Here is a 23058-nt window from a genome sequence, read left to right as displayed (position 1 = left end):
CAACCCTGGTTGATGGAAAATCTACTGCTCCCTTCTGAAAATCTTTTGCCGTTTGACGGGCTGGTACATTACCACGGAGCAGTAATGGATCAGAAAACCGCCACGCGCTATATGGAACGGCTGCTTGGGGAGATAGCCTGGGAACACGATGAATTGCTGATGTTCGGAAAACGCATCACGACCAAACGAAAGGTGGCATGGTACGGAACCAGGCCTTTTGAGTATACCTATTCCCGGGTGACCAGGAAAGCCTTGCCCTGGACCCCGCTGCTTAATGAACTCAAGCATATTGCCGAAGTTGAAAGCGGGGAAAGCTACAATTCCTGCCTGCTGAATTTGTACCATCATGGGGAAGAAGGTATGGGCTGGCACAGCGATAATGAAAAAGAGTTGCTTAAAGGCGCAGCCATTGCCTCGATGAGTTTCGGCGCTGTCCGGAAATTTGCTTTTAAACACAGGGATACCAAAGAAACCGTATCTCTCTACCTGGATCCGGGGAGCTTATTAATAATGAAGGGAGTAACCCAGGAACACTGGGTCCACCGCTTACCCCCCAGTAAGCGGATATCACAACCCCGGATCAACCTCACCTTCCGAACGATTGCCTGATCTTCAAAACTCTCCCATTACTAGCCGGATTTCCATAAATTAGCACTATGCATCACCGGCCATTAATCCCGATTTTCTTTTTATTACTATTGCTATTTCCTGCCTGTGGCCAACCGGAACAGAAGCTGAGGATCGCCACCGCGGCCAATATGCAGTATGCCATGGAAGAGCTGGTGGTTGCTTTTTCTGAGCAGACCGGTACAGCATGCGAAATGATCACAGGATCCTCCGGAAAATTAACGGCACAGATCAGGGAGGGCGCCCCTTATGACATCCTGGTTTCCGCCGATATGATGTACCCCCGGGAGCTGGAAGAACTGGGGCTCATATCCGGGGAACCAAGGATATACGCCTATGGAAACATTGTCTTATGGACCAATCGTGAAGGGATCCGCCCTGAACTTCAAGATCTGACGGATGAGGCTGTAAAACATATCGCCATCCCGACTCCACAGACCGCCCCCTACGGGAGAGCAGCGGTAGAAGTACTGAGGGGAACAGGGTTGTACGACCGGGTCGCTCACAAACTGGTCTATGGCGAAAGTGTGGCCCAGGCCAGCCAGTTTATCCGCTCCGGTGCTTCGGAGATAGGAATTACGGCTAAAGCTGTGGTCTTGTCGGCTAATGTTGCCGGCAAAGGGCAATGGACAGACCTTGATCCGCGGATGCATTCCCCCATAGAACAGGGTGTGGTCCGGATCAGGAATTCCGCCATGCCCGATGCAGCCAATCAATTCTCAGAATTCCTTTTTTCCCCTGAAGCCCGGCGAATATTGAAAAAATTTGGATATTCGGTAGATGAATAGAATTGAAGGGCAGATATCGGGCATACAGGTCAGCGGTAGTTTATCACTGGTCAGTGTAGATTGTAAAGGCATATTGCTTAAATCGATCATAATAGACACCCCGGATACCTCGGATTACCTGGCGACAGGAACGAAAGTACAGCTACTCTTCAAGGAAACCGAAATAGTTATCGCTAAACCCGGGGTCAGGGAGATCAGTCTGCAGAACAGGATTCTAGCGGTGATCAGCGCCATTAAGCAGGGTGACCTGTTATGCAGTGTTATCCTGGAATCCGACTTAGGAACTTTGGAGGCCATCATCAGTACTAATGCGGTAGCAGATCTTTCCCTGCAACCAGGTATAGAAGTACTGGCGATGATTAAATTAAATGAAATAATGTTGTCACCATGTTAGAGGGAACCCCATTAAAGATCACGTTCGAGTTGGCTGCCGTTACAACAGTGCTGTTGTTCTTTGTATCGGTTCCCCTGGCGTTCTGGCTGTCCTCCAGTCGCTCCCGGATAAAACCCGTAATAGAGACCCTGGTGAGTATGCCCCTGGTGTTGCCACCAACAGTGCTCGGATTCTATTTCTTGCTTGCCTTCAGTCCTTCGAATTCCTTCGGGCAGTGGTTAGACGAGTGGTTGGGTATCCAACTTATTTTCTCCTTCCCAGGCCTGGTGGTCGCTTCTATGATCTACAGTCTGCCTTTTATGGTCCATCCTATACAATCGGGCCTGGCTTCCCTCCCACCATCACTCAAGGAAGCCTCTTACCTTCTTGGAAAATCGCGCACCACCACCCTGCTGAAGATACTGCTCCCCAATATTAAATCTTCCCTGCTCACCGGGATAGTCCTTTCGTTTGCACATACCGTTGGGGAATTCGGGGTGGTACTTATGATAGGGGGTAATATCCCCGGGGAAACCAGGGTGGCCTCTATTGCTATTTACGACCAGGTGGAGGCGCTTAATTATGGAGCTGCAAATTATTATTCCATGGTCTTGTTTGCCATCACCTTCAGCATACTCTTGTTGGTATACCTGGTCAATGGCGGGTATCTAAAAAAATTCTGGAAATGATCACTGCGCAGTTCAATAAAAAATTATGGTCTGCCCAGGGAGGGATGCAGCTGGATATCCAAATGGAGTTGCAACAGGGTGAATGCCTTACCCTGTACGGCGATTCAGGAGCGGGGAAAACCTCTGCGCTCCGCATATTGTCCGGGTTGTTACAACCGGACTCCGGCCGGATCGAGGTGGGGGGAGAAACCTGGTATGATTCCGGTAAAAATATTAACCTGCCTCCCCAGAAGAGAAATATTGGCTACGTATTCCAGGATTATGCTTTATTTCCCAACCTCACCGCCAGGGAGAATATTGCTTTCGGGCTCCGAAAAGGAGAATCCTCAGCCCTGCTGGAAGAGCTGATAACGATCACAAGCCTGGGAGAGCTCCAACATAAGAAGCCCGGGCAGCTCTCAGGAGGACAACAGCAGCGGGTTGCCCTGGCCAGGGCGCTGGTACGCCAGCCAAAGCTGTTGCTATTGGATGAGCCCATGTCTGCCCTGGATCACCTCACCCGGAGCCATTTGCAGGATTTTATCCTGGAAGCCCGGCAGCGTTACGGATTTACCGTAATCCTGGTAAGCCATGACCTGGGTGAAATTATTAAACTTTCTGACCGGGTTGCGGTTTTGGGAAACGGGGTGATCAGCAGGGAAGGAAGCCCGGCACAGGTGTTTATGCAACACAAGATCAGCGGGAAATTCCAGTTCAGCGGCAAGATATTAGGTATAGAGCAACAGGAAGTGGTATGGATCGTTACCCTGCTCATTGGCGCTAACCTGGTAAAGGTGGTGGTCACAGAAAAAGAAATACAGGGGCTTAGTATAGGCGACCAGGTGATAGTCGCCTCAAAAGCGTTTAATCCCATCCTGCAGAAAATAAGAGACTTATAGCTGAAATTATCAGTTTATACTAGTTATTCCATAGTAAATTTTCATTATATTGACCAACTAAACGGCCCTGTGACCGTGTTCCCTCCTCCGACGGCTTTGATTAGCGCCCTTAACTCTAAATAGTATAAACATGAGAAATCCAGGTTTAAAAACTGTGGCTGGGGTAATTCTGTCCTGCTGCATACTTCTAGTGATCTTCCAATCCTGCAAAGAGGACAAGAAGGAAAAAGAAATGGAGGAAACTGTCGAGAAAAAAGAAAATGTAATCCAGGTACTCACAGAGGTCATGGATTTCCAGGTACAGGATACTGTACAATCCGGCTGGCAAACCTTTCGCTATAAGAACGCATCTTCTGAAGCGCATTTCATTTTACTGGATAAATATCCCGAAGGCAAGAACATCAAGGATGGGGAGAAGGATGTCATGCCTATTTTCCAGGAAGGAATGGACCTGATCAATAAAGGAGAAATGGATGCGGCCATGGAAGCCTTTGGAAAATTACCCCCCTGGTTTTCGGAGATTGTTTTTTCCGGGGGAGTCGGTTTGGTATCTCCGGGCAAGGTAGCAGAGAGTACCGTGTACCTGGAACCTGGTTATTATGTCCTGGAATGCTATGTTAAAATGCCCAACGGGGTTTTCCACGGGGTGATGGGAATGGCCAAAGAAATGGTCGTTATTGCGGACAGTACTGCAAATACCGCTCCTGAATCGACAGTAAAGATCGCTTTATCGGGTGCTGAAGGAATCAGTGTGCTGGATTCCATCCATGCCGGTCCCCAGGTTTTCGAGGTGAAATTTGAGGATCAGATGACCCATGAAAACTTTGTAGGACATGATGTAAACCTGGTGCGATTGTCAGAAAACGCAAACCTGGACGAATTAGAAAAGTGGATGAACTGGGCCGACCCCGAAGGTCTTATCTCTCCGGCTCCTGAAGGTATAATTTTTCTTGGCGGGATAAATGACCTGCCGGCTGGGAAGACGGGATATTTCAAGGCAGACCTCGATTCGGGAAAATATGCCCTGATATCTGAAGTGCCGAATACCCGGGAGAAAAACATGCTGATCACATTTACCATTCCCTGAGAAGTAGTCCTGCAATTAAATAAGCCAGCGAACTTCGTTTACACTGTTAGGCGGGGGTGGGACTACCCTTATGCTGCCGGAACTACAGGAAATTTTATGTACATTACACCGATATTTACAACTATCAGGGCGGGAAGAATTTAGTTCTGCGGCCAAGGTTGTGATCATCTGTAAATCATTTCAACACCACCCATGGGATGACTATAAAACCAATCGCACTATTCGCAATAATCTTTACCATCAATCAAAGTTCAGGACAAGTGAAAGAGGTCACGGAAGAAAACTATGACAAGCTCCCGGAGCGCAGTAAACAATATACAGCAGGTACTACCATGGCGAGAATGGTTGACGGCCTTGCCTTTCGTTACTACTGGGCGACAGAGGGGCTCGGGAATAAGGAATATGAGTACCGTGCCGGGGAGGATCTGCGTTCCATTCAGGAATTAATGCGGCATATATATGATCTCTCCGAGGTGATCATTGCAACAGCCCGGAAAGAGGTCGTAGATAGGAGCGGTAAGCCTGCTTTAGCTATCAGCCCTCCTGAAATGCGCAGCATCACTCTTGAACGACTCAGAGAAGCTTCCGATCTCCTGGCGGGGATAGATAATTTCTCCGATTACCCGTTACGCTTCCAGGGCAAAAACTCTTATTCGGAATTCAGTTTCCTGCATCTTATTAATGGTCCTGTTTCAGATGCCATCTGGCACACCGGGCAGATTGTTATGTTGAGACGGGCCGCTGGTAATCCAATTCCGCCGGGGGTCAATGTTTTTCTTGGTACCTACTCAAATTAAGGGGCTATTTGGCTGATATTTAGAGATTTTGGAGTATCTTAAACAGTCGCTTTCCCGAGAGCACCGGGTTGATTATGAGCGGCATAGCCTTATTCTCTATTTAAATGTAAAGCCTTATGAAAAAAATCAGTATTATTCTATTTGCCCTGCTGCTGGTAGGGTTTAACCTCAGTGATCTTAAACTGACCGATGAGGAGAGAGCGATGGCAGTGGACCATCTGAAACAGACACGAGATAACCTGATGGCCTCAGTTGATGGCCTGTCAGACGAACAACTGAATTTTAAGAATAGTCCGGAATCCTGGTCCGTGGCAGAGTGCGTGGAGCACCTGGCCATATCGGAGAAGATGATAGGGGAAATGTTAAAAGGAACACTACAATCCCCGGCCAATGCCGATATGCGATCTGAAGTGAAGATGTCTGACGCCGATATCCTGGCGATGATCACCAACCGGGACCAGAAGATAAAAACCGCGGAGGCTTTTGAACCCAGTGGGCAGTTCGGTGACTTTGAACAATCCCTTGAAGCTTTTAAGAGCGCCCGGAAGAGCCATATTGATTATATGAAGGAAACCGAGGATGACCTCAGGAATCATTACGCTCAGATGCCTTTCGGCACAATAGACGCTTACCAGGCGGTCCTTTTTATGTCCGGCCACACCGCCAGGCATAACGCCCAGATAGCCGAGATCATGGAAAGCCCTGATTTTCCCGAAGAGTAGTCAAAGCTGGTAAATATAAAAGCACATCGTAGCGATGTGCTTTTTTTTATACCCATACTGCTGAAAACCAGGCGTACAAGTGTTAATTAGCTTCTGTTATAGCTCATTATTGCTTAACTTAGAAAGGCAAACACCAAAGATCATGCATTTTAATCCTCCAGTGCTCACTCGGGCAAAAAGAATGAATAAGGCCTGGACCTTCGCAATGCAGTTTTGTTTAATACTGTTACTGGTCCCGTTTATGCTGACCGCGCAGGAATCCCAACCACAGGCGTATACCCAGTACAAGGGCGAAGTGGTAGATGCTGAAAACGGGAAACCGCTTGTATTTGCGAGTGTCAGCCTCGAAAATAATAATATCAGCACGGTGACCAATACCGATGGGGAATTCTCGTTAAAGGTACCTAACGATCTCCAGGATCCGAGGGTGCAGGTATCCTTCCTCGGCTATACTTCAAAAGTGATTCCCCTGGCAAGCTTAAGGCAGGAGGAGAATACGATCGCCCTGGAAATTGCGATTACGGAACTGCCCGAAGTGAACATCAGCGCTCCCAGGAACGCCGTAGTACTCGTGAAGGAAACTTTAAGGAACAAGGGGGCTAATTATGTATCAGACCCGACGCTGATGACCGCCTTCTACCGGGAAACCATTAAACGGCGGAGAAGGAACGTCTCCTTATCCGAAGCCGTGGTAAACATTTATAAAACACCTTATACGGCGAGCAGGAACGACGTGGTAGAGCTCTACAAAGCCCGGAAGAGTACGGATTACAGCAAACTTGATACCCTGGTCCTTAAATTGCAGGGAGGCCCCTATAATACCCTCTTCGTGGATATTATGAAATACCCTGATTACCTGTTCACTGACGATTCTATCGATGCGTACGACTTTAGCTTTGACCGTTCCACGAGGATCAATGATCAGCTGGTATACGTGGTCAACTTTAAACAACGCCCGGAAATCGCAGAACCCATGTACGAAGGAAAACTATATATAGAGGCAGAGCAGAAGGTACTGACCAGTGCTATCTTTTCCCTGAACATCACCAACCGGGAACAGGCCAGCAGGATGTTTGTCCGGAAAAAACCCCAGAATGCCGATGTCTTTCCCACCCAGGTCGCCTACCGGGTAGACTATATGAATAAAGGGGGGAAGTGGTATTATGGTTACAGCAATGTGTTCCTCGAGTTCAAAATAGACTGGGACCGGAAATTATTTAATTCGGTTTACAGCTTAACTTGTGAAATGGCCGTAACAGACTGGGTGGTGAACACAGAAGGAGATTTACCCAAGGGCAAACAAAGGTTGCGCCCATCCGTCATCCTTGCCGACGAGGCCAGCGGCTTTTCCGATCCCGACTTCTGGGGAGAATACAACATCATTGAACCGGAAAAATCGATCGAATCCGCCATCCGTAAGATACAACGGCAATTAAAACGCGAACCCTCCGGCGGACCGGATACCCGTTAATATTCCAAAGATCAAAACTCCACTGATTACCAGGACACTAGAAAAAACTGCAGGTTTCGGGATTATGAACAATTGTTGATAAACTCCGTTCATAAAGTGTTGATTTTAAATTGCTTATAAAACTTGCGCAAGGTGAAAAAATGTTGTATTTTTAATTTATGGTTTTCGGGAATATCCAGTCCATGGAATTTCAAAAATCATTACGAAGTCAACGTTCTTTGTATTGTTGTATAATCCGTTAACCAAAACCAGGTAAGCAATTACATGGCAGCGGTATAGGATGAGCATTTAACGGGAGGCTGTCGCTTGTCGTCTAATGTGAGGACTTGTATATTAAGTATAGAATTGCGATTTTATATTTAAAATAAAAGAACTAATACAATGAAAAGAAACATTTAGTCAATCTTAATTTCGATTAAGAAAAAACGATGTTTCAAACGTGGATGAGATCATGCAAATGCAATCAATGGTTGCGGACTGTAACAAGATTACAGGACTAGACGTTTGCGGATCGATTCTAAAAAGCCATATCAATGTACTTGTTACAATGATATGGCTTTTGTTTTTCCGGTTTACTTCACAGCTGAAATGCCCGGCTGGTTTCCATAAAGATCACAATATGCCGGCCTCCCCCCTTTCCTCCATGAACAGAGCCATTTAAAATTGTATATTTGCGACGCTTAAATGAAAACTAGACGTATATATGCCGAGTATTATTTATACCAAGACTGACGAGGCACCAGCCCTCGCCACCCAATCATTTCTCCCCATTGTCAGAGCGTTCGGTAAAACCGCCGGCGTCCATATAGAGACCAGGGATATTTCACTGGCCGCAAGAATCCTGTCTGCCTTCCCCGACCGGCTGGAAGAATCACAAAGACATTCAGATGACCTGGCCATGCTGGGCAACCTTGCTACCACTCCTGAGGCAAATATCATTAAACTTCCCAATATCAGTGCCTCTATCCCCCAGCTGAAGGAAGCCATCTCGGAACTGCAGTCCAAAGGGTATGCGCTGCCCGACTACCCGGATGAGCCGACCACCGAAGAGGAAAAAGGGATCAAGGCGACATACGATAAAATTAAAGGGAGTGCGGTAAACCCGGTGCTCAGGGAAGGAAACTCGGACCGCAGGGCACCAAAACCGGTTAAAAATTACGCCAAGAAAAACCCACATTCCATGGGAGCCTGGGATAAGGATTCCAAAACACATGTGGCTACTATGGGAAAAGGAGATTTCCGTTCTAACGAGAAATCTGTCACCGTTGATGAGGCCGGTGACGTCCGAATCGAATTAGTCCGAGAAGATGGTACCGTTAACGTATTAAAAGAAAAAGTGAGCCTGCTGGCTAAGGAGATCATCGATGCTACCGTAATGGAAAAAAAGGCTTTGATCCAGTTCCTGGACCAGGAGATCAAAGACGCCAAGGAAAAGGATATCCTCTTTTCGGTACACCTGAAAGCCACCATGATGAAGGTCTCTGACCCTATCATTTTCGGGCACGTGGTAGAGGAGTATTTCTCTGAAGTCTTTAAAAAATACGAAGACACCTTCCAGAAGATCGGTGTCAGTGCCAATGACGGGCTGGAAAGTCTCTACAACCAGATTCAATCCCTACCAGAGGGTGAACGTGCAGCAATTGAAAAAGATCTGCAACAAGCTATGGAACAAGGGCCAGACTTGGCCATGGTAAATTCTGATAAGGGTATCACCAACTTGCATGTTCCGAGTGATGTAATCATCGATGCCTCTATGCCGGCTATGATCCGGAATTCGGGCCAGATGTGGAATGCCGAAGGAGATACCCAGGATACCAAGGCCGTGATCCCGGATAGCAGTTATGCCGGTGTTTACCAGGCCACTATTGACTTCTGTAAAAAACACGGAGCCTTTGACCCGAGAACTATGGGAACTGTCCCTAACGTGGGACTGATGGCTCAGAAAGCCGAAGAATACGGATCTCACGATAAAACCTTTGAGATCCCTGCAAACGGGAAAGTCAGGGTCGTGAGGACTTCTGATAACTCTACTTTGCTGGAGCACAATGTATCTGAAGGAGACATCTGGAGAATGTGCCAGACCAAGGATGCACCGGTAGAAGACTGGATCAAGCTTGCTGTAAAGCGTGCCCGTGCCACTAAAGTTCCTACCGTTTTCTGGCTGGACAAAGAACGTGCCCATGACGCGCAACTTATCGCAAAGATCGATCAATACCTGCCAGGACTAGATACTGAAGGATTAGATATACAGATCCTGTCCCCGGTAGAGGCGGCCGAGTTCACCCTGAAAAGGATGAAAGAAGGAAAAGATACCATCTCGGTCACCGGGAATGTTCTGCGGGATTACCTGACAGATCTTTTCCCTATCCTCGAGGTAGGTACCAGTGCAAAAATGTTATCCATAGTTCCACTGATGAACGGTGGTGGTTTATTTGAAACCGGTGCAGGAGGATCTGCCCCTAAGCACGTAGAACAGTTCCTGGAAGAGGGACACCTGCGATGGGATTCCCTGGGGGAATTCCTTGCCCTGGCTGTTTCACTTGCCTTCTATGGTGATAAATACGATAACCCGGCGGCAAAAGTGCTGGCCGAAGCCCTTGATGATGCGACAGAGAAATTCCTGGACAACGATAAATCGCCTTCCCGTAAGGTAGGCGAACTGGACACCAGGGGCAGTCATTTCTTCCTCGCCCGTTATTGGGCAGAAGCGCTCGCTTCCCAGGACGAACACCCGGCATTAAGGGAAATGTATGAAGAGATCGCCAAGTCCATGCGAGATGAGACGGATACCATCATCGGGGAATTGGAAGCAGCCCAGGGGAAACCCCAGGATATTGGTGGCTATTACATGCCAGACCCTGAGAAAGCTTCAGAGGCGATGAGACCCAGTAAAACCCTGAACAGCCTACTGGAAAAGCTGAAGTAGTTTTTCTGCTTAATTGATATACGACCCTGCCTCCCGGCGGGGTTGTTTGTTTTTATTGATTTCGATATCCGGTTATTCTCCCTATTTTTAAATAAAAATTGCGAATGCGTAAGACATTCATATTGTTGTTCGGCCTGCTATGGGTTTTCCATTCCATTTATGCCCAGCAGCGGTATACGCTCAGCGGCACCATCAGCGAGGCGAACAGCAATGAGACCCTGATAGGGGTCAGCGTAATTGTCCCGGAACTGGGAACAGGTGCTGTAACCAATGAATACGGGTTTTATTCCCTTACACTACCCGAAGGGACATATGAGATCAGGATCGCCTATCTTGGATTCCAGGAGATCAGGGAAACCATCAGCTTTGACCAGAACATACTCCGGAATTTCCGGATGTATGAACAGACCGAAGAATTACAGGAAGTGATCCTTACCGAGGATATTGAACGCACTGATATCAGCAAGCCTCAGATGAGTGTAAACTCCTTGTCTGCCCAGACCATTAAAAAGATCCCCGTGGTGCTCGGGGAGGCTGACGTCCTGAAGTCGCTCGTATTACTACCCGGAGTCACCAATGCCGGCGAAGGTTCCTCGGGCTTTAACGTCCGGGGCGGTGCAGCAGACCAGAACCTTATTCTCCTGGACGAGGCAACTATCTTTAATTCCTCACATTTATTCGGGTTCTTCTCGGTCTTCAACCCGGATGCCATCAAGGATATCAAGCTGTATAAAGGTGGGATTCCCGCGCGCTACGGGGGCAGGGTCTCCTCTGTGCTCGAGATCTTCCAGAAAGAAGGAAACAGTAAGGAATTTAAAATGAACGGTGGGATAGGCCTGGTCGCCAGTCGCCTGCTGGCCGAGGGACCCATCAAAAAAGATACAGCTGCCTTCCTGGTGGGAGGCCGCGCCTCTTATGCTCACCTGTTCCTTCCGCTGTTCGATATCCAGAACAAGGCGTATTTCTACGATCTCAACACTAAACTCAACTATCGCCTCAACGCGCGTAACAACCTGTTCCTCTCAGGTTATTTCGGGAGAGACGTTTTCAGCGTCGCTAATGTATTTAACAACACTTACGGGAACAGCGTTTTTAATTTCCGGTGGAACCATATCTTTTCTGACCGACTTTTCTCTAACCTTTCCCTGATATATTCGGATTACTATTACGGGCTGGAACTAGACTTTGTCGGGTTCCGCTGGAATTCCGGTATCCAGAATTTCAATCTCAAATACGATTTTAAGCACTACCTGACGGATGCGCTGCAGGTAAACTTCGGACTGCAGAATACCTATTACCGTTTTAACCCCGGAGAGATTGAGCCCAACCGGGAAGATTCGGGCATAGTACAGGAGCAATTGATACAGAAGTATGCCAATGAATCTGCAGTCTACGTGGATGTGGAACATAAACTATCCTCTACCTTCAGTATGCAGTACGGACTAAGATTGAGTCATTTTATACGACTGGGTCAGGATGAACTGAACCGGTACCAGGATGATCGCCCGGTCACTTTTGACCCCTTCCTGCTCATCTACCAGGAAGCAGACCCCATTGAAGTTCTTGAACCCGGGCGAGGCACTACGCTGGCCGATTTCACCAACCTTGAACCCCGTGTCGCCCTTTCCTGGACCCCGAACAGCCAAAATGCTTTTAAAGCCAGCTATACCCGGCTATCGCAATACCTGCACCTGCTTTCCAACACCAGCTCCCCTACCCCCCTGGATGTCTGGACTCCCAGTGGCCCGTTCGTCAAACCCCAGTTACTTGATCAATATGCATTCGGGTATTTCAGGGAAACAGCCGACCGCCGATATGCACTGGAAACCGAGGTTTTCTACAAAGAGGTACAGAACAGGATAGATTATATTGACGGGGCCAACCTGATCGCCAACAATGCAATAGAACAGGTGATATTGAACGGGCAGGCACGGGCTTATGGACTGGAAATCCTGCTGCGGAAGAACGAGGGCAGTTTCCAGGGGTGGATGGCCTACACCTTGTCCAAATCGGAACAACGCACCCCGGGACGAGCCCCTGTGACCGATGATGGCAGGTCTAACCAGGAAACCGGTATCAATTTCGGGGAATGGTATAATACTCCTTATGACAAAACTCATGATATCGCCGTGTATGGCAGTTATGAACTTAGTGAAAAATGGAGCCTGAACAGTAATTTCATTTACCAGACGGGGCAGCCAACCAACTATCCCGTTGGGCAATTCGGCTTCCAAGGGCTTACTGTTCCCTATTACGGACTGCGGAATACGGAAAGATTGCCGGACTACCACCGGTTGGACATCTCTGCAACCCTTATCCCCCGTAAAAACCGGGACAGGAAACTGCAGACCGAGTGGGTATTCAGCATATACAATGTTTACAACCGTATGAATGCTGCATCTATCAACTTCAGGAGAAACCAGGATACAGGGGCCAATGAAGCGGTCAGGACCTCGATCTTCGGGATAGTACCCTCTGTCACCTACAACTTTAAGTTTTGAGAACATGAAAAGGATCATCACCATCATCATTATAAGCTTGTTCTGCTCCGGTTGTGAAGACGTCATCCAGGTAGACACCCCGGTTGGACCACCCCGCCTGATCATTGATGCCCTGATCCGGGTCAACACTTCGGAGGCAGTGCAAGACGTGGTCATTAAAGTTAACCTGACAGATTCATTCTTCGGGAAGACCCCGGCCACCGAAGTAGACCAGATCACCATAACAAATATTGATATGGAAAGCTCTTTTGAGAATCCCAATACTATGGTTCTGCTGCAAACAGAACCGGGGGTATACGAAGCCAGTAAGAATACAGAATTCTTCCTTACGGGCAGGCTCATCCTGCAGGTCGATTTCCAGGGGGAATTGTATATCGCGAGGACCCAGTATATACCGGGAGTTCCGATCGATTCCCTGGAGCAAGGCGATGCCAGTCTTTTTGAAGGAGATGAGACCGAAGTGATCATTTCATTTACGGATTCCCCTGAACGCAACGATTTCTATTTATTTGATCTTGGTTCTGATGAATACCTGGTGACCGAGGATGAGTTCTACCAGGGACAACAATTTATATTCTCCTATTTCTACGACCAGACTTTTGAAGCAGGAAAAGAAATTGAAATAGGATTGCTAGGTGTAGATGAACCATTCTATAACTACATGAACCAGCTGATCGTACAGAGCGGCAGCGATACCGCCGGTCCCTTCCAGACCCCTGCTGCCACGGTGCGCGGGAACATTATTAACGCGACGGGCATTGACAATATCGAGAACTTTGACAATGTGGGGGACCCGGATAATTTTGCCCTGGGATATTTTGCCGTCTGCCAGGAATTCAGGGAAACACTCATCGTAGAGTAATGACTAAATAACTAAAAGCATTATTTTTGCAACAAAGCCATGGGTAATATGAGAACAGACAGAGAATTACTGATTAGAGGTGTCAAATACCTGGGAATCACAGCCCTGTTAATGTTCATCGCTCCCGTTATTATCTATCAGGCTTTTAAAAATGAAGGCCACCCGCTCTACATTTACGTGCTAATCCTGGGTTTTATATTTGCCCTCGCAGCGGTAGGTATGGGTTTCTACAGTATACGAACTGTTGTAAACGCCTTTTTTAATAAAAAATAGGCCGTCTGGCGGCATAGTCCGCACCCTCTAAAATACTTTAGCTTTAATTGCCCGCATCAAAGCAAGATGTTATCTTTGCTGCCTTACAAAAGTGAGCGATGGGAATGATAAAAATAACCTTACCGGACAATTCCGTAAAAGAATTTGAACAGGGAGCAACCCCTATGGATGTGGCCAGGAGCATCAGCGAAGGACTGGCCAGGAACGTGATCTCGGCTACCTTTAACGGCACAAAGGTTGAGACGGTCTCTGCCCTGGAAGAGGATGGTAAACTGGTTCTTCATACCTGGAACGATGACGAAGGAAAGAAAGCCTTCTGGCATTCGTCTTCGCACGTGGTCGCACAGGCCCTGGAGGAACTTTACCCGGGAATTAAATTGACCATCGGACCGGCGATCGAAAACGGTTTTTATTATGATGTCGATTTCGGGGAACACACCATCTCTGAAAAGGATTTCCCGGCAATTGAGAAGAAAGCCCTGGAGATTGCGAGAGGCAAGCACGAATTTAAAATGCGTGCCGTCAGTAAACAAGAAGCCCTGTCCTATTACGAGGACCAGCAAAACGAATATAAGACTGAACTCATTGAGAACCTGGAGGATGGAAGCATCACCTTCTGTGACCATGATACCTTTACGGATCTGTGCCGGGGAGGCCATATCCCCAATACTGGCTTTATTAAAGCGATCAAGATCCTCAATGTGGCAGGAGCATACTGGAGGGGGGACGAGAACAAACCCCAGCTGACCAGGGTCTACGGAATATCATTCCCTAAACAGAAAGAACTTACAGAGTACCTCGCCCTGCTCGAAGAAGCTAAGAAAAGAGATCACAGGAAACTGGGAAAAGAACTGGACCTGTTCACATTTTCCCAGAAGGTTGGCCAGGGATTACCCCTGTGGTTGCCTAAAGGTGCTGCCCTGAGGGAACGTCTGGAACAATTCCTGAAAAAAGCCCAGAAACAGGCTGGCTACGAGATGGTGGTCACCCCTCATATCGGGCAGAAAGAACTGTATGTCACCTCGGGGCATTATGCGAAATACGGGGAAGACAGTTTTCAACCCATTCATACTCCGAAAGAGGATGAGGAATTCTTGCTGAAGCCGATGAACTGTCCGCATCACTGCGAAATATACAATGCCCGGCCTTTCAGCTACCGGGAACTGCCTAAACGTTACGCTGAATTCGGTACTGTATACCGCTATGAACAAAGTGGCGAACTGCACGGCCTGACGAGGGTTAGAGGATTCACCCAGGACGATGCTCATATTTTCTGTACCCCGGATCAGCTGGACCAGGAATTCAAGGAAGTGATAGACTTGTCTTTATACGTGCTCAACTCTCTTGGTTTTGATAATTTTACCGCCCAGGTATCCCTAAGAGATCCGGAGCAACCGGACAAGTATATCGGAACAATAGAAAACTGGGAGAAAGCCGAACGAGCTATCATCAATGCCGCGAAAGAAAAAGGACTGAATTACAAGATCGTAGAAGGTGAAGCAGCATTCTACGGGCCTAAGCTGGACTTCATGGTGAAGGATGCGCTTGGAAGACAATGGCAATTGGGGACCATACAGGTTGATTATAACCTGCCAGAAAGGTTTGACCTGACCTACAAAGGCAGTGATAACGAATCACACCGGCCGGTGATGATACACCGTGCACCCTTCGGAAGCATGGAGCGATTTGTCGCTCTTTTACTGGAACATACCGGGGGTAATTTCCCATTATGGCTTATCCCGGAGCAGGCTATTATCTTGCCCGTCAGTGAGAAACACGAAAAATATGCCGAAAAAGTTTTAAATTCACTGGAAAATCACGAAATTCGCGCCCTTGCAGACCATCGTAACGAGACGGTAGGGAAGAAAATCCGGGACGCCGAGATGAATAAAATCCCGTTTATGCTGATCGTTGGCGAGCAGGAAGAATCAGAATCGATGATCTCTGTACGTCGTCACGGTGGTGAAGATCTGGGCAAGATCTCTGTGAAACAGTTTGTAGACTTGGTCGAAAAAGAAATAAGTAGTACCTTAAAGTCGTTCAAATAAAAGTTAAAATAAGTCGAATTAAAAAGTAGTAGCCATAGCAATTAGAAGAAGATTTAAGCCCCAACCTAGGAGGGAAAATAAGAATCCCCATAAGATCAATGAGAAGATATCGTCACCCAAGGTAAGATTGGTGGGAGACAACGTGGAAATGGGTGTATACCCTATCAGGGAAGCACTTTCCATGGCCGCGGAACAAGGTCTTGATCTGGTGGAAATATCGCCGAATGCGGATCCGCCGGTTTGTAAAATCATCGACTATAAAAAATACCTCTACGAACAGAAGAAGAGGGAGAAGGCTATGAAAGCCAAAGCCACCAAAGTGGTGGTGAAGGAAATCCGGTTTGGACCCCAGACGGATGACCACGATTACGAATTTAAAAAGAAGCACGCGGAAAAATTCCTTAAAGAAGGTGCTAAGCTTAAAGCTTATGTATTCTTCAAAGGACGATCTATCGTGTACAAGGACCAGGGAGAAATCCTGCTTCTGAGATTGGCATCTGAGCTTGAAGACTACGGTAAAGTAGAGCAAATGCCAAAACTGGAAGGTAAGCGGATGACTATGTTCCTGGCCCCCAAGACAAAGAAGTAAAATTGCGCAGCGTCGCAACAGATAATAATAAGCGAGATAATTAATAACAAATAGGAAGCTAATGCCTAAAATGAAAACTAAATCCAGTGCCAAGAAGCGTTTTAAGCTGACCGGTACCGGTAAAATAAAGAGGAAGCACGCTTACAAGAGCCACATTCTTACTAAGAAGTCTAAAAAGCGTAAGCTTAAGCTGACCCATGATACATTGGTACACAAAGCCGATGAGAACAGTATCATGGAACAATTACGTTTAAAGTAATTGTCACTAAGGGAATTGTATTAACCGTGGAGTTGGGCCATAAAGTATCCGCAAATAAAACCGGATCGCCTGCTACAAAAAACAAAAAGAAATGCCAAGATCAGTAAATTCAGTTGCTTCAAGAGCACGTAGAAAAAAAATAATGAAACAGGCCAAAGGATACTTTGGTCGTCGTAAAAATGTCTGGACTGTTGCCAAGAATGCAGTAGAAAAGGCAATGCAGTATGCATACAGGGACCGTAGGAATAAGAAAAGAAATTTCCGCGCCCTGTGGATCACCCGTATCAATGCAGGTGCCAGGATGCACGGACTGTCCTATTCTCAGTTTATGGGGAAATTGAAAGCCAACAATATCGACCTGAACCGTAAGGTACTTGCCGACCTGGCCATGAACCACCCCGATGCTTTCAAAGCAATTGTAGAAAAGGTAAAATAAAACGAATCTTATCTCGCTTAAAAACCCTGGCTTACCGCCGGGTTTTTTTTATGTCTCAGGTTTTCTGAATCTTAGAAATCGCAGCCTTGAATTCATCCCAATCCACATATTCATCCCCGGACTTATCATACCCTTCGATCAATTTGCTGGCGACGATCCCCCTGATAAAACCATTAATCTCTGCCCGCTTCAGCAATTCGATTATTTCATCTTTTTTAAGCTTACCATCGGAGTCTTTATCAAAGAACCTGTAGGCCTCCTCCGGGGTTTTAAAATGATGAGTGATCAGGATCTGTATCTTATTCAGGATGTCTTCTTTTGTAGCCATTATCATTTTATTTTTAATATTGCTTCTCAGGACCCGTATACGGTAAGCACCAGTCGCCTCCCGCTGACATGATCCCTGTGTTCACAAAGGTATATTCCCTGCCAGGTGCCAAGGTTCAGCCTGCCATTGGTCACAGGAACCTGGACAGACGCCCCCATAAGGGAAGCTTTAATGTGTGCAGGCATATCATCAGGCCCCTCTATGGTATGTTCATAATAGGGTGCATTTTCAGGAACCATCTGGTTCATATGACTCTCAAAGTCTGTCCTTACTGTAGGATCTGCATTCTCATTGATCGTCAGGCTTGCAGAGGTATGCTGTATAAAAACGTTCAGAAGGCCGGTCTTAATTTCGCTAAGTTCAGGAAACTGGGAGACGATCCTGTCGGTCACCAGGTGGAATCCCCTGGGAAATGGAGGCAGAGTTATGGATTTCTGGTATATCTTCATCTCCGTTGCCGGAGTATCTGAGGGTAAAACTTTCACTTTACAGTCCTTATTTAAATTCTTAAAAAATACCTTTGTAAGCTGAAGATACAAAACATGGACTTATCACGAATAAAATTAGTGGTCACCGATATGGATGGCACCCTCCTGAACTCCAAGCACCAGGTCAGCCCTTTGTTCTTTGACCTCTATAAGCAACTTCGTAAGAACAATATTCTATTCGTAGCCGCAAGCGGCAGGCAGTTTGGCAGTATAGCCGAAAAACTGGCCCCTATCCGTGACGAGATCATTATAATTGCGGAGAATGGTGCTTTTGCAGTTCAACAGGGAAAAGAGCTGGTCTCTACCCCGTTGCCGGGCGGAAAGAAAAACGAGGTTTTGGAGAAATTGTCTTCAGTTTCCGACGCGCATCCTATTCTTTGCGGTAAAGGCAGTGCCTACCTCAGTGAAAGCTCAAGGGAGTTCCAGTCCAAACTCCAGGAATATTACACCACTTACGAGGTGATACCCGATCTTTACGAATTTGACCAGGAGATCGTCAAGATTGCAGTATACCACGATATCAGTTCTGAACAATATATCTACCCGGCTGTCCGGTCCTTTGAGTCCGACCTGCAGGTCAAGGTATCCGGGGAACATTGGGTGGATCTCTCGCATCCCGATGCCCATAAGGGATACGCCCTCAAGAAAATACAGGAAAACTACGGCATAAGCCCGGAGGAGACCCTGGTATTCGGGGATTATAATAACGACCTGGAAATGATGTCACTGGCTACCTACAGTGTAGCCATGGCCAATGCCCATCCCAATGTACTGAGTGCAGCCAATTACCAGACCCTGACCAATGATGAAGGTGGGGTGGAACACATCCTGCAAAAAATGCTTGAAAATTTTTAGGTCTTTTGCTTCTTTTTCCTCGCGGCGGGAAATAAAACATTATTAAGGATTAGTCTGTACCCGGGAGAGTTCGGGTGCAACTCCAGCGCAGTTTTCGGATCCCCTACCCTGTGCTGGTAATCTTCAGGATCGTGTCCGCCGTAAAATGTAAAGAATCCCTTCCCCTTGATGCCGTGAATATACCTGGCCTCCCCGTTGATCCTGTTTTCACCCAGCACCAGGACCGTAGGTTTTATTTGTTCCCGGGCAAAGGCGGTGGTCTGCCCCATAAATCCTTTTACCAGGGAGGTATGGTTCTGGCAAAGCATTGTGGGGACCGGGTCCCATTTAGCCGAAAAGTCCATCAGTGAAAAATAATCCGACTCTTTAGGTACCTGTTGTCTCTGGGAGGTCATATCAATCGAGGAGAACTCGTACCTCAGCGGATTCCGTTCCAGGATAAAGTCTTTAAAGGCAAAGGTCTTGGTGTAATCTATTCTCTTTTGGTAATTGGGATCCGAAGGATCACCGTCGAACATTGGTTCGCAGATATCCACGCCTTCAGCAGCAAGGGCAATATCAAAGCTGTCCGTTGCCGAGCACATAGCAAACATAAATCCTCCGCCGATAACATAATTCCTGATCTTTAGAGCCACGGCGAGTTTTTCCTGTGAAACCTTAGAAAAACCTAGCCTGGAAGCAAGGTCTTCTGCCTGCCGCTTGCCTTCTATGTACCAGGGGGTGGCCCGGTATGCCCCGTAGAATTTACCATATTGCCCGGTAAAATCTTCATGGTGCAGGTGAAGCCAGTCATATAATACCAGCTTATCCCCCAACACTTCTTCATCGTAAATGGTGACGTAAGGGATCTCGGCATAAGTGAGCGCCATGGTAACCGCATCATCCCATGGTTGGTTGTCTTTAGGGGAATACACCGCAATTTTAGGAGCTTTTTCCAGGATAACGGCTTCCTGGTTCACTGCGGGGCTACTGATCCCATCCAGGATTCCCTGGGCCATTTCATCGGAAAGTACTTCGAATGATACCCCCCGGATCTGGCATTCTTTCCGGATCCGTTCCCCGTCTGGGAGCAGGAAAGACCCACCCCGGTAATTGAGCAACCATTGTACTTTTTGTTGTTTGGTCAGTACCCAATAGGTGATCCCGTAAGCCTTCAGGTGATCTTTCTGGCTCTCTGCATCCATAGGGATCAGGATCACACTTGCAGACACTTTGATCGCTGTCAGCAGGAATAGCAGCATAAACAGTACCGGCGCAAAACGCTTTAAAGAAAACTTAGAAATGAATTTACTGGGCAGTTTATGCAGTGTAACTGCAGTATTAGTGGTTCTCCGTATATCAGAAAGGAACATCATTATCATCTGGATCAAGATCAGGCGGCTGGTTCATAGAACTGCCAAAAGCCTCGTCGGCATTGGGCAGTTTACGCGTAGCGAACGGATTATCGCCATCAGCATTCATCTTCGATTGAAACTCGAATGGCGTATCAAAGTCATCCAAGTTATCAAATTTACCTAATTGTCCAATGAACTTTAACCTAATATTCTCTAACCCACCATTCCTGTGTTTTGCCACGATGAACTCTGCCTGGCCCTGGGTAGGAGTGCGTTCTTCATCATCCCATTCATCGATCTTGTAATATTCAGGACGATATATGAAGGACACAATATCCGCATCCTGCTCGATCGCCCCGGATTCCCTAAGATCTGAAAGGATAGGACGCTTACTGCCTCCCCGGGTTTCCACGGCACGGGATAACTGGGACAGGGCTATAACAGGAACGTTCAATTCCTTTGCCAGTGCCTTCAGGTTACGGGAAATAGTTGAGATCTCCTGTTCCCTGTTCCCACCTTTCTGGGTACCCCCAGCGGTCATTAATTGCAGGTAGTCAATTATGATAAGACGGATCTTATGTTGGGAAGCCAGTCGCCTTGCCTTGGCCCTGAGGTCAAAAATCGAGAGCGATGGTGTATCATCTATAAACAGTGGTGCTTTTTCGAGCGCCTTTACTTTGACGTTCAGTTGTTCCCATTCGTGTTTTTCCAGCCGGCCTGTTCTCAGTTTTTCAGAAGAGAGTCCTGTTTCTGAAGATATAAGCCTGGTGATCAGCTGCACAGAGGACATCTCCAGTGAGAAGAATGCTACAGGGGTATTCGCGTTAACGGCAATGTTTCTTGCCATGGACAGCGTTAGGGCTGTTTTACCCATACCCGGTCTTGCTGCAACGATGATCAGGTCACTGGGCTGCCAACCGGAGGTCAGCTTATCCAGTTTGTCAAATCCTGATGGGATACCACTGAGTCCGTCCTTATTAGAAATCTCTTCGATCTTCTTCTTGGCCTGGATCACCAGGTTCTGTGCCGTCTCAGCAGATCTTTTAAGGTTACCCTGGGTTACATCGTATAATTTGGCCTCCGCGTTGTCCAGGAGGTCAAATACATCCGTAGCATCATCGTAGGCCTCTTCAATGATCTCGTTCGAGATCTTTATCAGGCTGCGCTGGATAAATTTCTGCAGGATGATCCTGGCGTGAAATTCAATATGAGCCGATGAGGCTACTTTCTGCGTAAGTTTAATGAGGTAAAAATCACCACCCGCGATTTCAAGATTGCCATCTTTCTTCAATTGGGCCGAAACCGTTAATAAATCCACTGGTTCCGATGATTCGAACAATTTAAAGATCGCCTCGTAGATATGCCTGTGAGCGTCTTTATAGAAAACATCAGGGTGAAGAATATCGATAACTTCATCAACCCCTTTTTTATCAATTAGCATAGCGCCAAGCACAACCTCCTCTAAATCAACGGCTTGAGGTGGTATTTTTCCCTTTTCTAAACTAATAACATTGGGCTTGCCGACTTTGCGGCCAAGGATGGGGTTGGTGTTCTCCATGGATGTAAAATTAGCTAATTAACTTTAAGTTAACTTTAAAAGTTAAGTTAACGATATCAACCGCTCATTAACAATTAACATGTTAATAAACAACAATATAGTGTTGATAACTAAAAAATTAACCGAGGTGAGGTGAAAATATTTTCGTCAGCTTGACAAAATCACTTACTAACCGTTATAGACACCCATCTGCGCATATTTATCCATGCGTGCTGTGACCAGATCTTTTGGTGATAACTTTTTAAGTTGCTCGTAATTCTTGGAAATCTTATTCTTTACGATCTCGAAGGTCTTTTCACGCTGAGCATGAGCCCCTCCGGCGGGTTCGCGAACGATCTCATCGATCAGTTTCAGTTTTTTCATATCAGAGGCTGTCAGCTTTAAAGCTTCTGCCGCCTGTTCTTTATATTCCCAGCTTCTCCAAAGGATAGAAGAACAGGATTCCGGGGATATTACGGAATACCAGGTGTTCTCCAGCATCAGCACCTTGTCTCCTACTCCGATACCCAATGCACCTCCCGATGCACCTTCCCCTATGATCACACAGATGATAGGCACTTTTAAACGGGTCATTTCCAAAATATTCCTGGCGATAGCTTCTCCCTGGCCACGCTCTTCAGCTTCGATCCCAGGATAGGCCCCGGGGGTATCGATAAAGCAAACTACGGGAATTCCGAATTTCTCAGCAGATTTCATCAGGCGAAGAGCCTTGCGGTATCCTTCGGGGTTTGCCATACCAAAATTACGGTACTGCCGGGTCTTGGTATTGTACCCTTTCTGCTGACCGATAAACATATAACTCTGGTCACCGATCTTACCTAAACCACCGATCATGGCTTTATCGTCCTTTACATTCCTGTCCCCGTGCAGTTCAAGGAAAGTATCTCCGCAGATGGCTTTTATGTAATCAAGGGTATATGGCCTGTTGGGATGACGCGAAAGCTGAACCCGCTGCCAGGCAGTAAGGTTCTTATAGATATCCTTCCTGGTCTGTTCCAGTTTCTTTTCGATCTGCTTACAGGTCTCTGTAACGTCAACATCGCTTTCTTCTCCGATGAGTTGACATTTTTCCAACTGTTCTTCCAACTCCTTGATGGGAAGTTCAAATTCCAAATACTCCATGAATGACTTGAGTTTAGTTTTATCAGCAGACAAATATAAAATTTTAT

General features: G+C 46.9%; 23 protein-coding genes. 18 read left to right on the top strand and 5 right to left on the bottom strand.

From position 1 onward, the window contains the following. Positions 1-12 precede the first annotated feature (12 nt). From CLV82_RS08140 to rplT, 17 genes are all read left to right on the top strand, one after another. The gene (locus CLV82_RS08140) at positions 13-609 is read left to right on the top strand and encodes an alpha-ketoglutarate-dependent dioxygenase AlkB family protein (protein WP_133643820.1); all 597 of its coding nucleotides are present in this window, start codon (positions 13-15) and stop codon (positions 607-609) included. A gap of 47 nt (positions 610-656) precedes the next feature. Next, positions 657-1415, top strand: coding sequence for a molybdate ABC transporter substrate-binding protein (gene modA, locus CLV82_RS08135; protein WP_133643819.1), 759 nt, complete (start codon positions 657-659; stop codon positions 1413-1415). Further along, positions 1408-1809 carry a TOBE domain-containing protein gene (locus tag CLV82_RS08130; protein WP_133643818.1) on the top strand — a complete coding sequence of 134 codons (402 nt, stop codon included), beginning with the start codon at positions 1408-1410 and terminating at the stop codon, positions 1807-1809. The genes modA and CLV82_RS08130 overlap by 8 nt, the downstream gene beginning before the upstream one ends. Beyond that, a complete protein-coding gene (gene modB / locus CLV82_RS08125; RefSeq protein WP_133643817.1) occupies positions 1803-2477 on the top strand; it encodes a molybdate ABC transporter permease subunit in 675 nt (224 codons plus the stop codon). The genes CLV82_RS08130 and modB overlap by 7 nt, the downstream gene beginning before the upstream one ends. Then, positions 2474-3355: an ABC transporter ATP-binding protein gene (locus tag CLV82_RS08120; protein ID WP_133643816.1), complete on the top strand. Its 882-nt coding sequence runs from the start codon at positions 2474-2476 to the stop codon at positions 3353-3355. Before modB ends, CLV82_RS08120 begins: the two co-directional genes overlap by 4 nt. A gap of 130 nt (positions 3356-3485) precedes the next feature. Next, positions 3486-4442 carry a hypothetical protein gene (locus CLV82_RS08115; RefSeq protein ID WP_133643815.1) on the top strand — a complete coding sequence of 319 codons (957 nt, stop codon included), beginning with the start codon at positions 3486-3488 and terminating at the stop codon, positions 4440-4442. Between the two features lie 197 nt (positions 4443-4639). Next, the gene (locus CLV82_RS08110) at positions 4640-5239 is read left to right on the top strand and encodes a DinB family protein (protein WP_133643814.1); all 600 of its coding nucleotides are present in this window, start codon (positions 4640-4642) and stop codon (positions 5237-5239) included. A gap of 116 nt (positions 5240-5355) precedes the next feature. Continuing rightward, positions 5356-5961: a DinB family protein gene (locus CLV82_RS08105; RefSeq protein WP_133643813.1), complete on the top strand. Its 606-nt coding sequence runs from the start codon at positions 5356-5358 to the stop codon at positions 5959-5961. Positions 5962-6142: 181 nt separating this feature from the next. Then, positions 6143-7432 carry a carboxypeptidase-like regulatory domain-containing protein gene (locus CLV82_RS08100; RefSeq protein WP_133644495.1) on the top strand — a complete coding sequence of 430 codons (1290 nt, stop codon included), beginning with the start codon at positions 6143-6145 and terminating at the stop codon, positions 7430-7432. Between the two features lie 703 nt (positions 7433-8135). Then, a complete protein-coding gene (locus tag CLV82_RS08095) occupies positions 8136-10358 on the top strand; it encodes an NADP-dependent isocitrate dehydrogenase (RefSeq protein ID WP_133643812.1) in 2223 nt (740 codons plus the stop codon). A 104-nt stretch (positions 10359-10462) separates the two neighbouring features. Beyond that, positions 10463-12859 carry a TonB-dependent receptor gene (locus CLV82_RS08090; RefSeq protein WP_133643811.1) on the top strand — a complete coding sequence of 799 codons (2397 nt, stop codon included), beginning with the start codon at positions 10463-10465 and terminating at the stop codon, positions 12857-12859. 4 nt (positions 12860-12863) lie between these two features. Then, positions 12864-13721: a DUF4249 family protein gene (locus tag CLV82_RS08085; protein WP_133643810.1), complete on the top strand. Its 858-nt coding sequence runs from the start codon at positions 12864-12866 to the stop codon at positions 13719-13721. A gap of 48 nt (positions 13722-13769) precedes the next feature. Continuing rightward, a complete protein-coding gene (locus CLV82_RS08080; protein WP_133643809.1) occupies positions 13770-13994 on the top strand; it encodes a DUF6095 family protein in 225 nt (74 codons plus the stop codon). Between the two features lie 104 nt (positions 13995-14098). Beyond that, a complete protein-coding gene (gene thrS, locus CLV82_RS08075; RefSeq protein WP_133644494.1) occupies positions 14099-16042 on the top strand; it encodes a threonine--tRNA ligase in 1944 nt (647 codons plus the stop codon). 40 nt (positions 16043-16082) lie between these two features. Next, positions 16083-16631, top strand: coding sequence for a translation initiation factor IF-3 (infC, locus tag CLV82_RS08070; protein WP_208107981.1), 549 nt, complete (start codon positions 16083-16085; stop codon positions 16629-16631). A 61-nt stretch (positions 16632-16692) separates the two neighbouring features. After that, positions 16693-16890, top strand: a complete 198-nt coding sequence (gene rpmI / locus CLV82_RS08065) for a 50S ribosomal protein L35 (protein ID WP_133643807.1) — start codon at positions 16693-16695, stop codon at positions 16888-16890. A 91-nt stretch (positions 16891-16981) separates the two neighbouring features. Further along, positions 16982-17326 carry a 50S ribosomal protein L20 gene (rplT, locus tag CLV82_RS08060; protein WP_133643806.1) on the top strand — a complete coding sequence of 115 codons (345 nt, stop codon included), beginning with the start codon at positions 16982-16984 and terminating at the stop codon, positions 17324-17326. Positions 17327-17381: 55 nt separating this feature from the next. Here rplT and CLV82_RS08055 read toward each other — a convergent pair whose 3' ends face one another. Then, positions 17382-17654, bottom strand: a complete 273-nt coding sequence (locus tag CLV82_RS08055; RefSeq protein WP_133643805.1) for an EF-hand domain-containing protein — start codon at positions 17652-17654, stop codon at positions 17382-17384. A gap of 26 nt (positions 17655-17680) precedes the next feature. After that, positions 17681-18103, bottom strand: a complete 423-nt coding sequence (locus CLV82_RS08050; protein WP_133644493.1) for a secondary thiamine-phosphate synthase enzyme YjbQ — start codon at positions 18101-18103, stop codon at positions 17681-17683. Between the two features lie 93 nt (positions 18104-18196). Between CLV82_RS08050 and CLV82_RS08045 the strand changes: the two genes are divergently transcribed. Beyond that, positions 18197-18997, top strand: a complete 801-nt coding sequence (locus tag CLV82_RS08045) for an HAD family hydrolase (RefSeq protein WP_133643804.1) — start codon at positions 18197-18199, stop codon at positions 18995-18997. Here CLV82_RS08045 and CLV82_RS08040 read toward each other — a convergent pair. The 3 genes from CLV82_RS08040 to CLV82_RS08030 form a co-directional block, all read right to left on the bottom strand. Further along, entirely contained in the window at positions 18994-20238 is a 1245-nt protein-coding gene (locus tag CLV82_RS08040; protein ID WP_133644492.1) for an asparagine synthetase B, read from the bottom strand. The two genes, CLV82_RS08045 and CLV82_RS08040, sit on opposite strands and share 4 nt — an antisense overlap. Positions 20239-20335: 97 nt before the next feature. Continuing rightward, positions 20336-21889 (bottom strand): replicative DNA helicase, encoded by a 1554-nt coding sequence (gene dnaB, locus CLV82_RS08035; protein WP_133643803.1) that lies wholly within the window; start codon positions 21887-21889, stop codon positions 20336-20338. Positions 21890-22057: 168 nt separating this feature from the next. Next, complete coding sequence (locus tag CLV82_RS08030) at positions 22058-23011, bottom strand: acetyl-CoA carboxylase carboxyltransferase subunit alpha (protein WP_133643802.1); 954 nt, start codon at positions 23009-23011, stop codon at positions 22058-22060. Positions 23012-23058: the final 47 nt, after the last annotated feature.

The organism is Zeaxanthinibacter enoshimensis, from assembly GCF_004362865.1.
Taxonomy (GTDB): domain Bacteria; phylum Bacteroidota; class Bacteroidia; order Flavobacteriales; family Flavobacteriaceae; genus Zeaxanthinibacter; species Zeaxanthinibacter enoshimensis.
The sequence above is the reverse complement of the archived record's forward strand: the minus strand, read 5'-3'. Positions and strand labels throughout refer to the sequence as shown.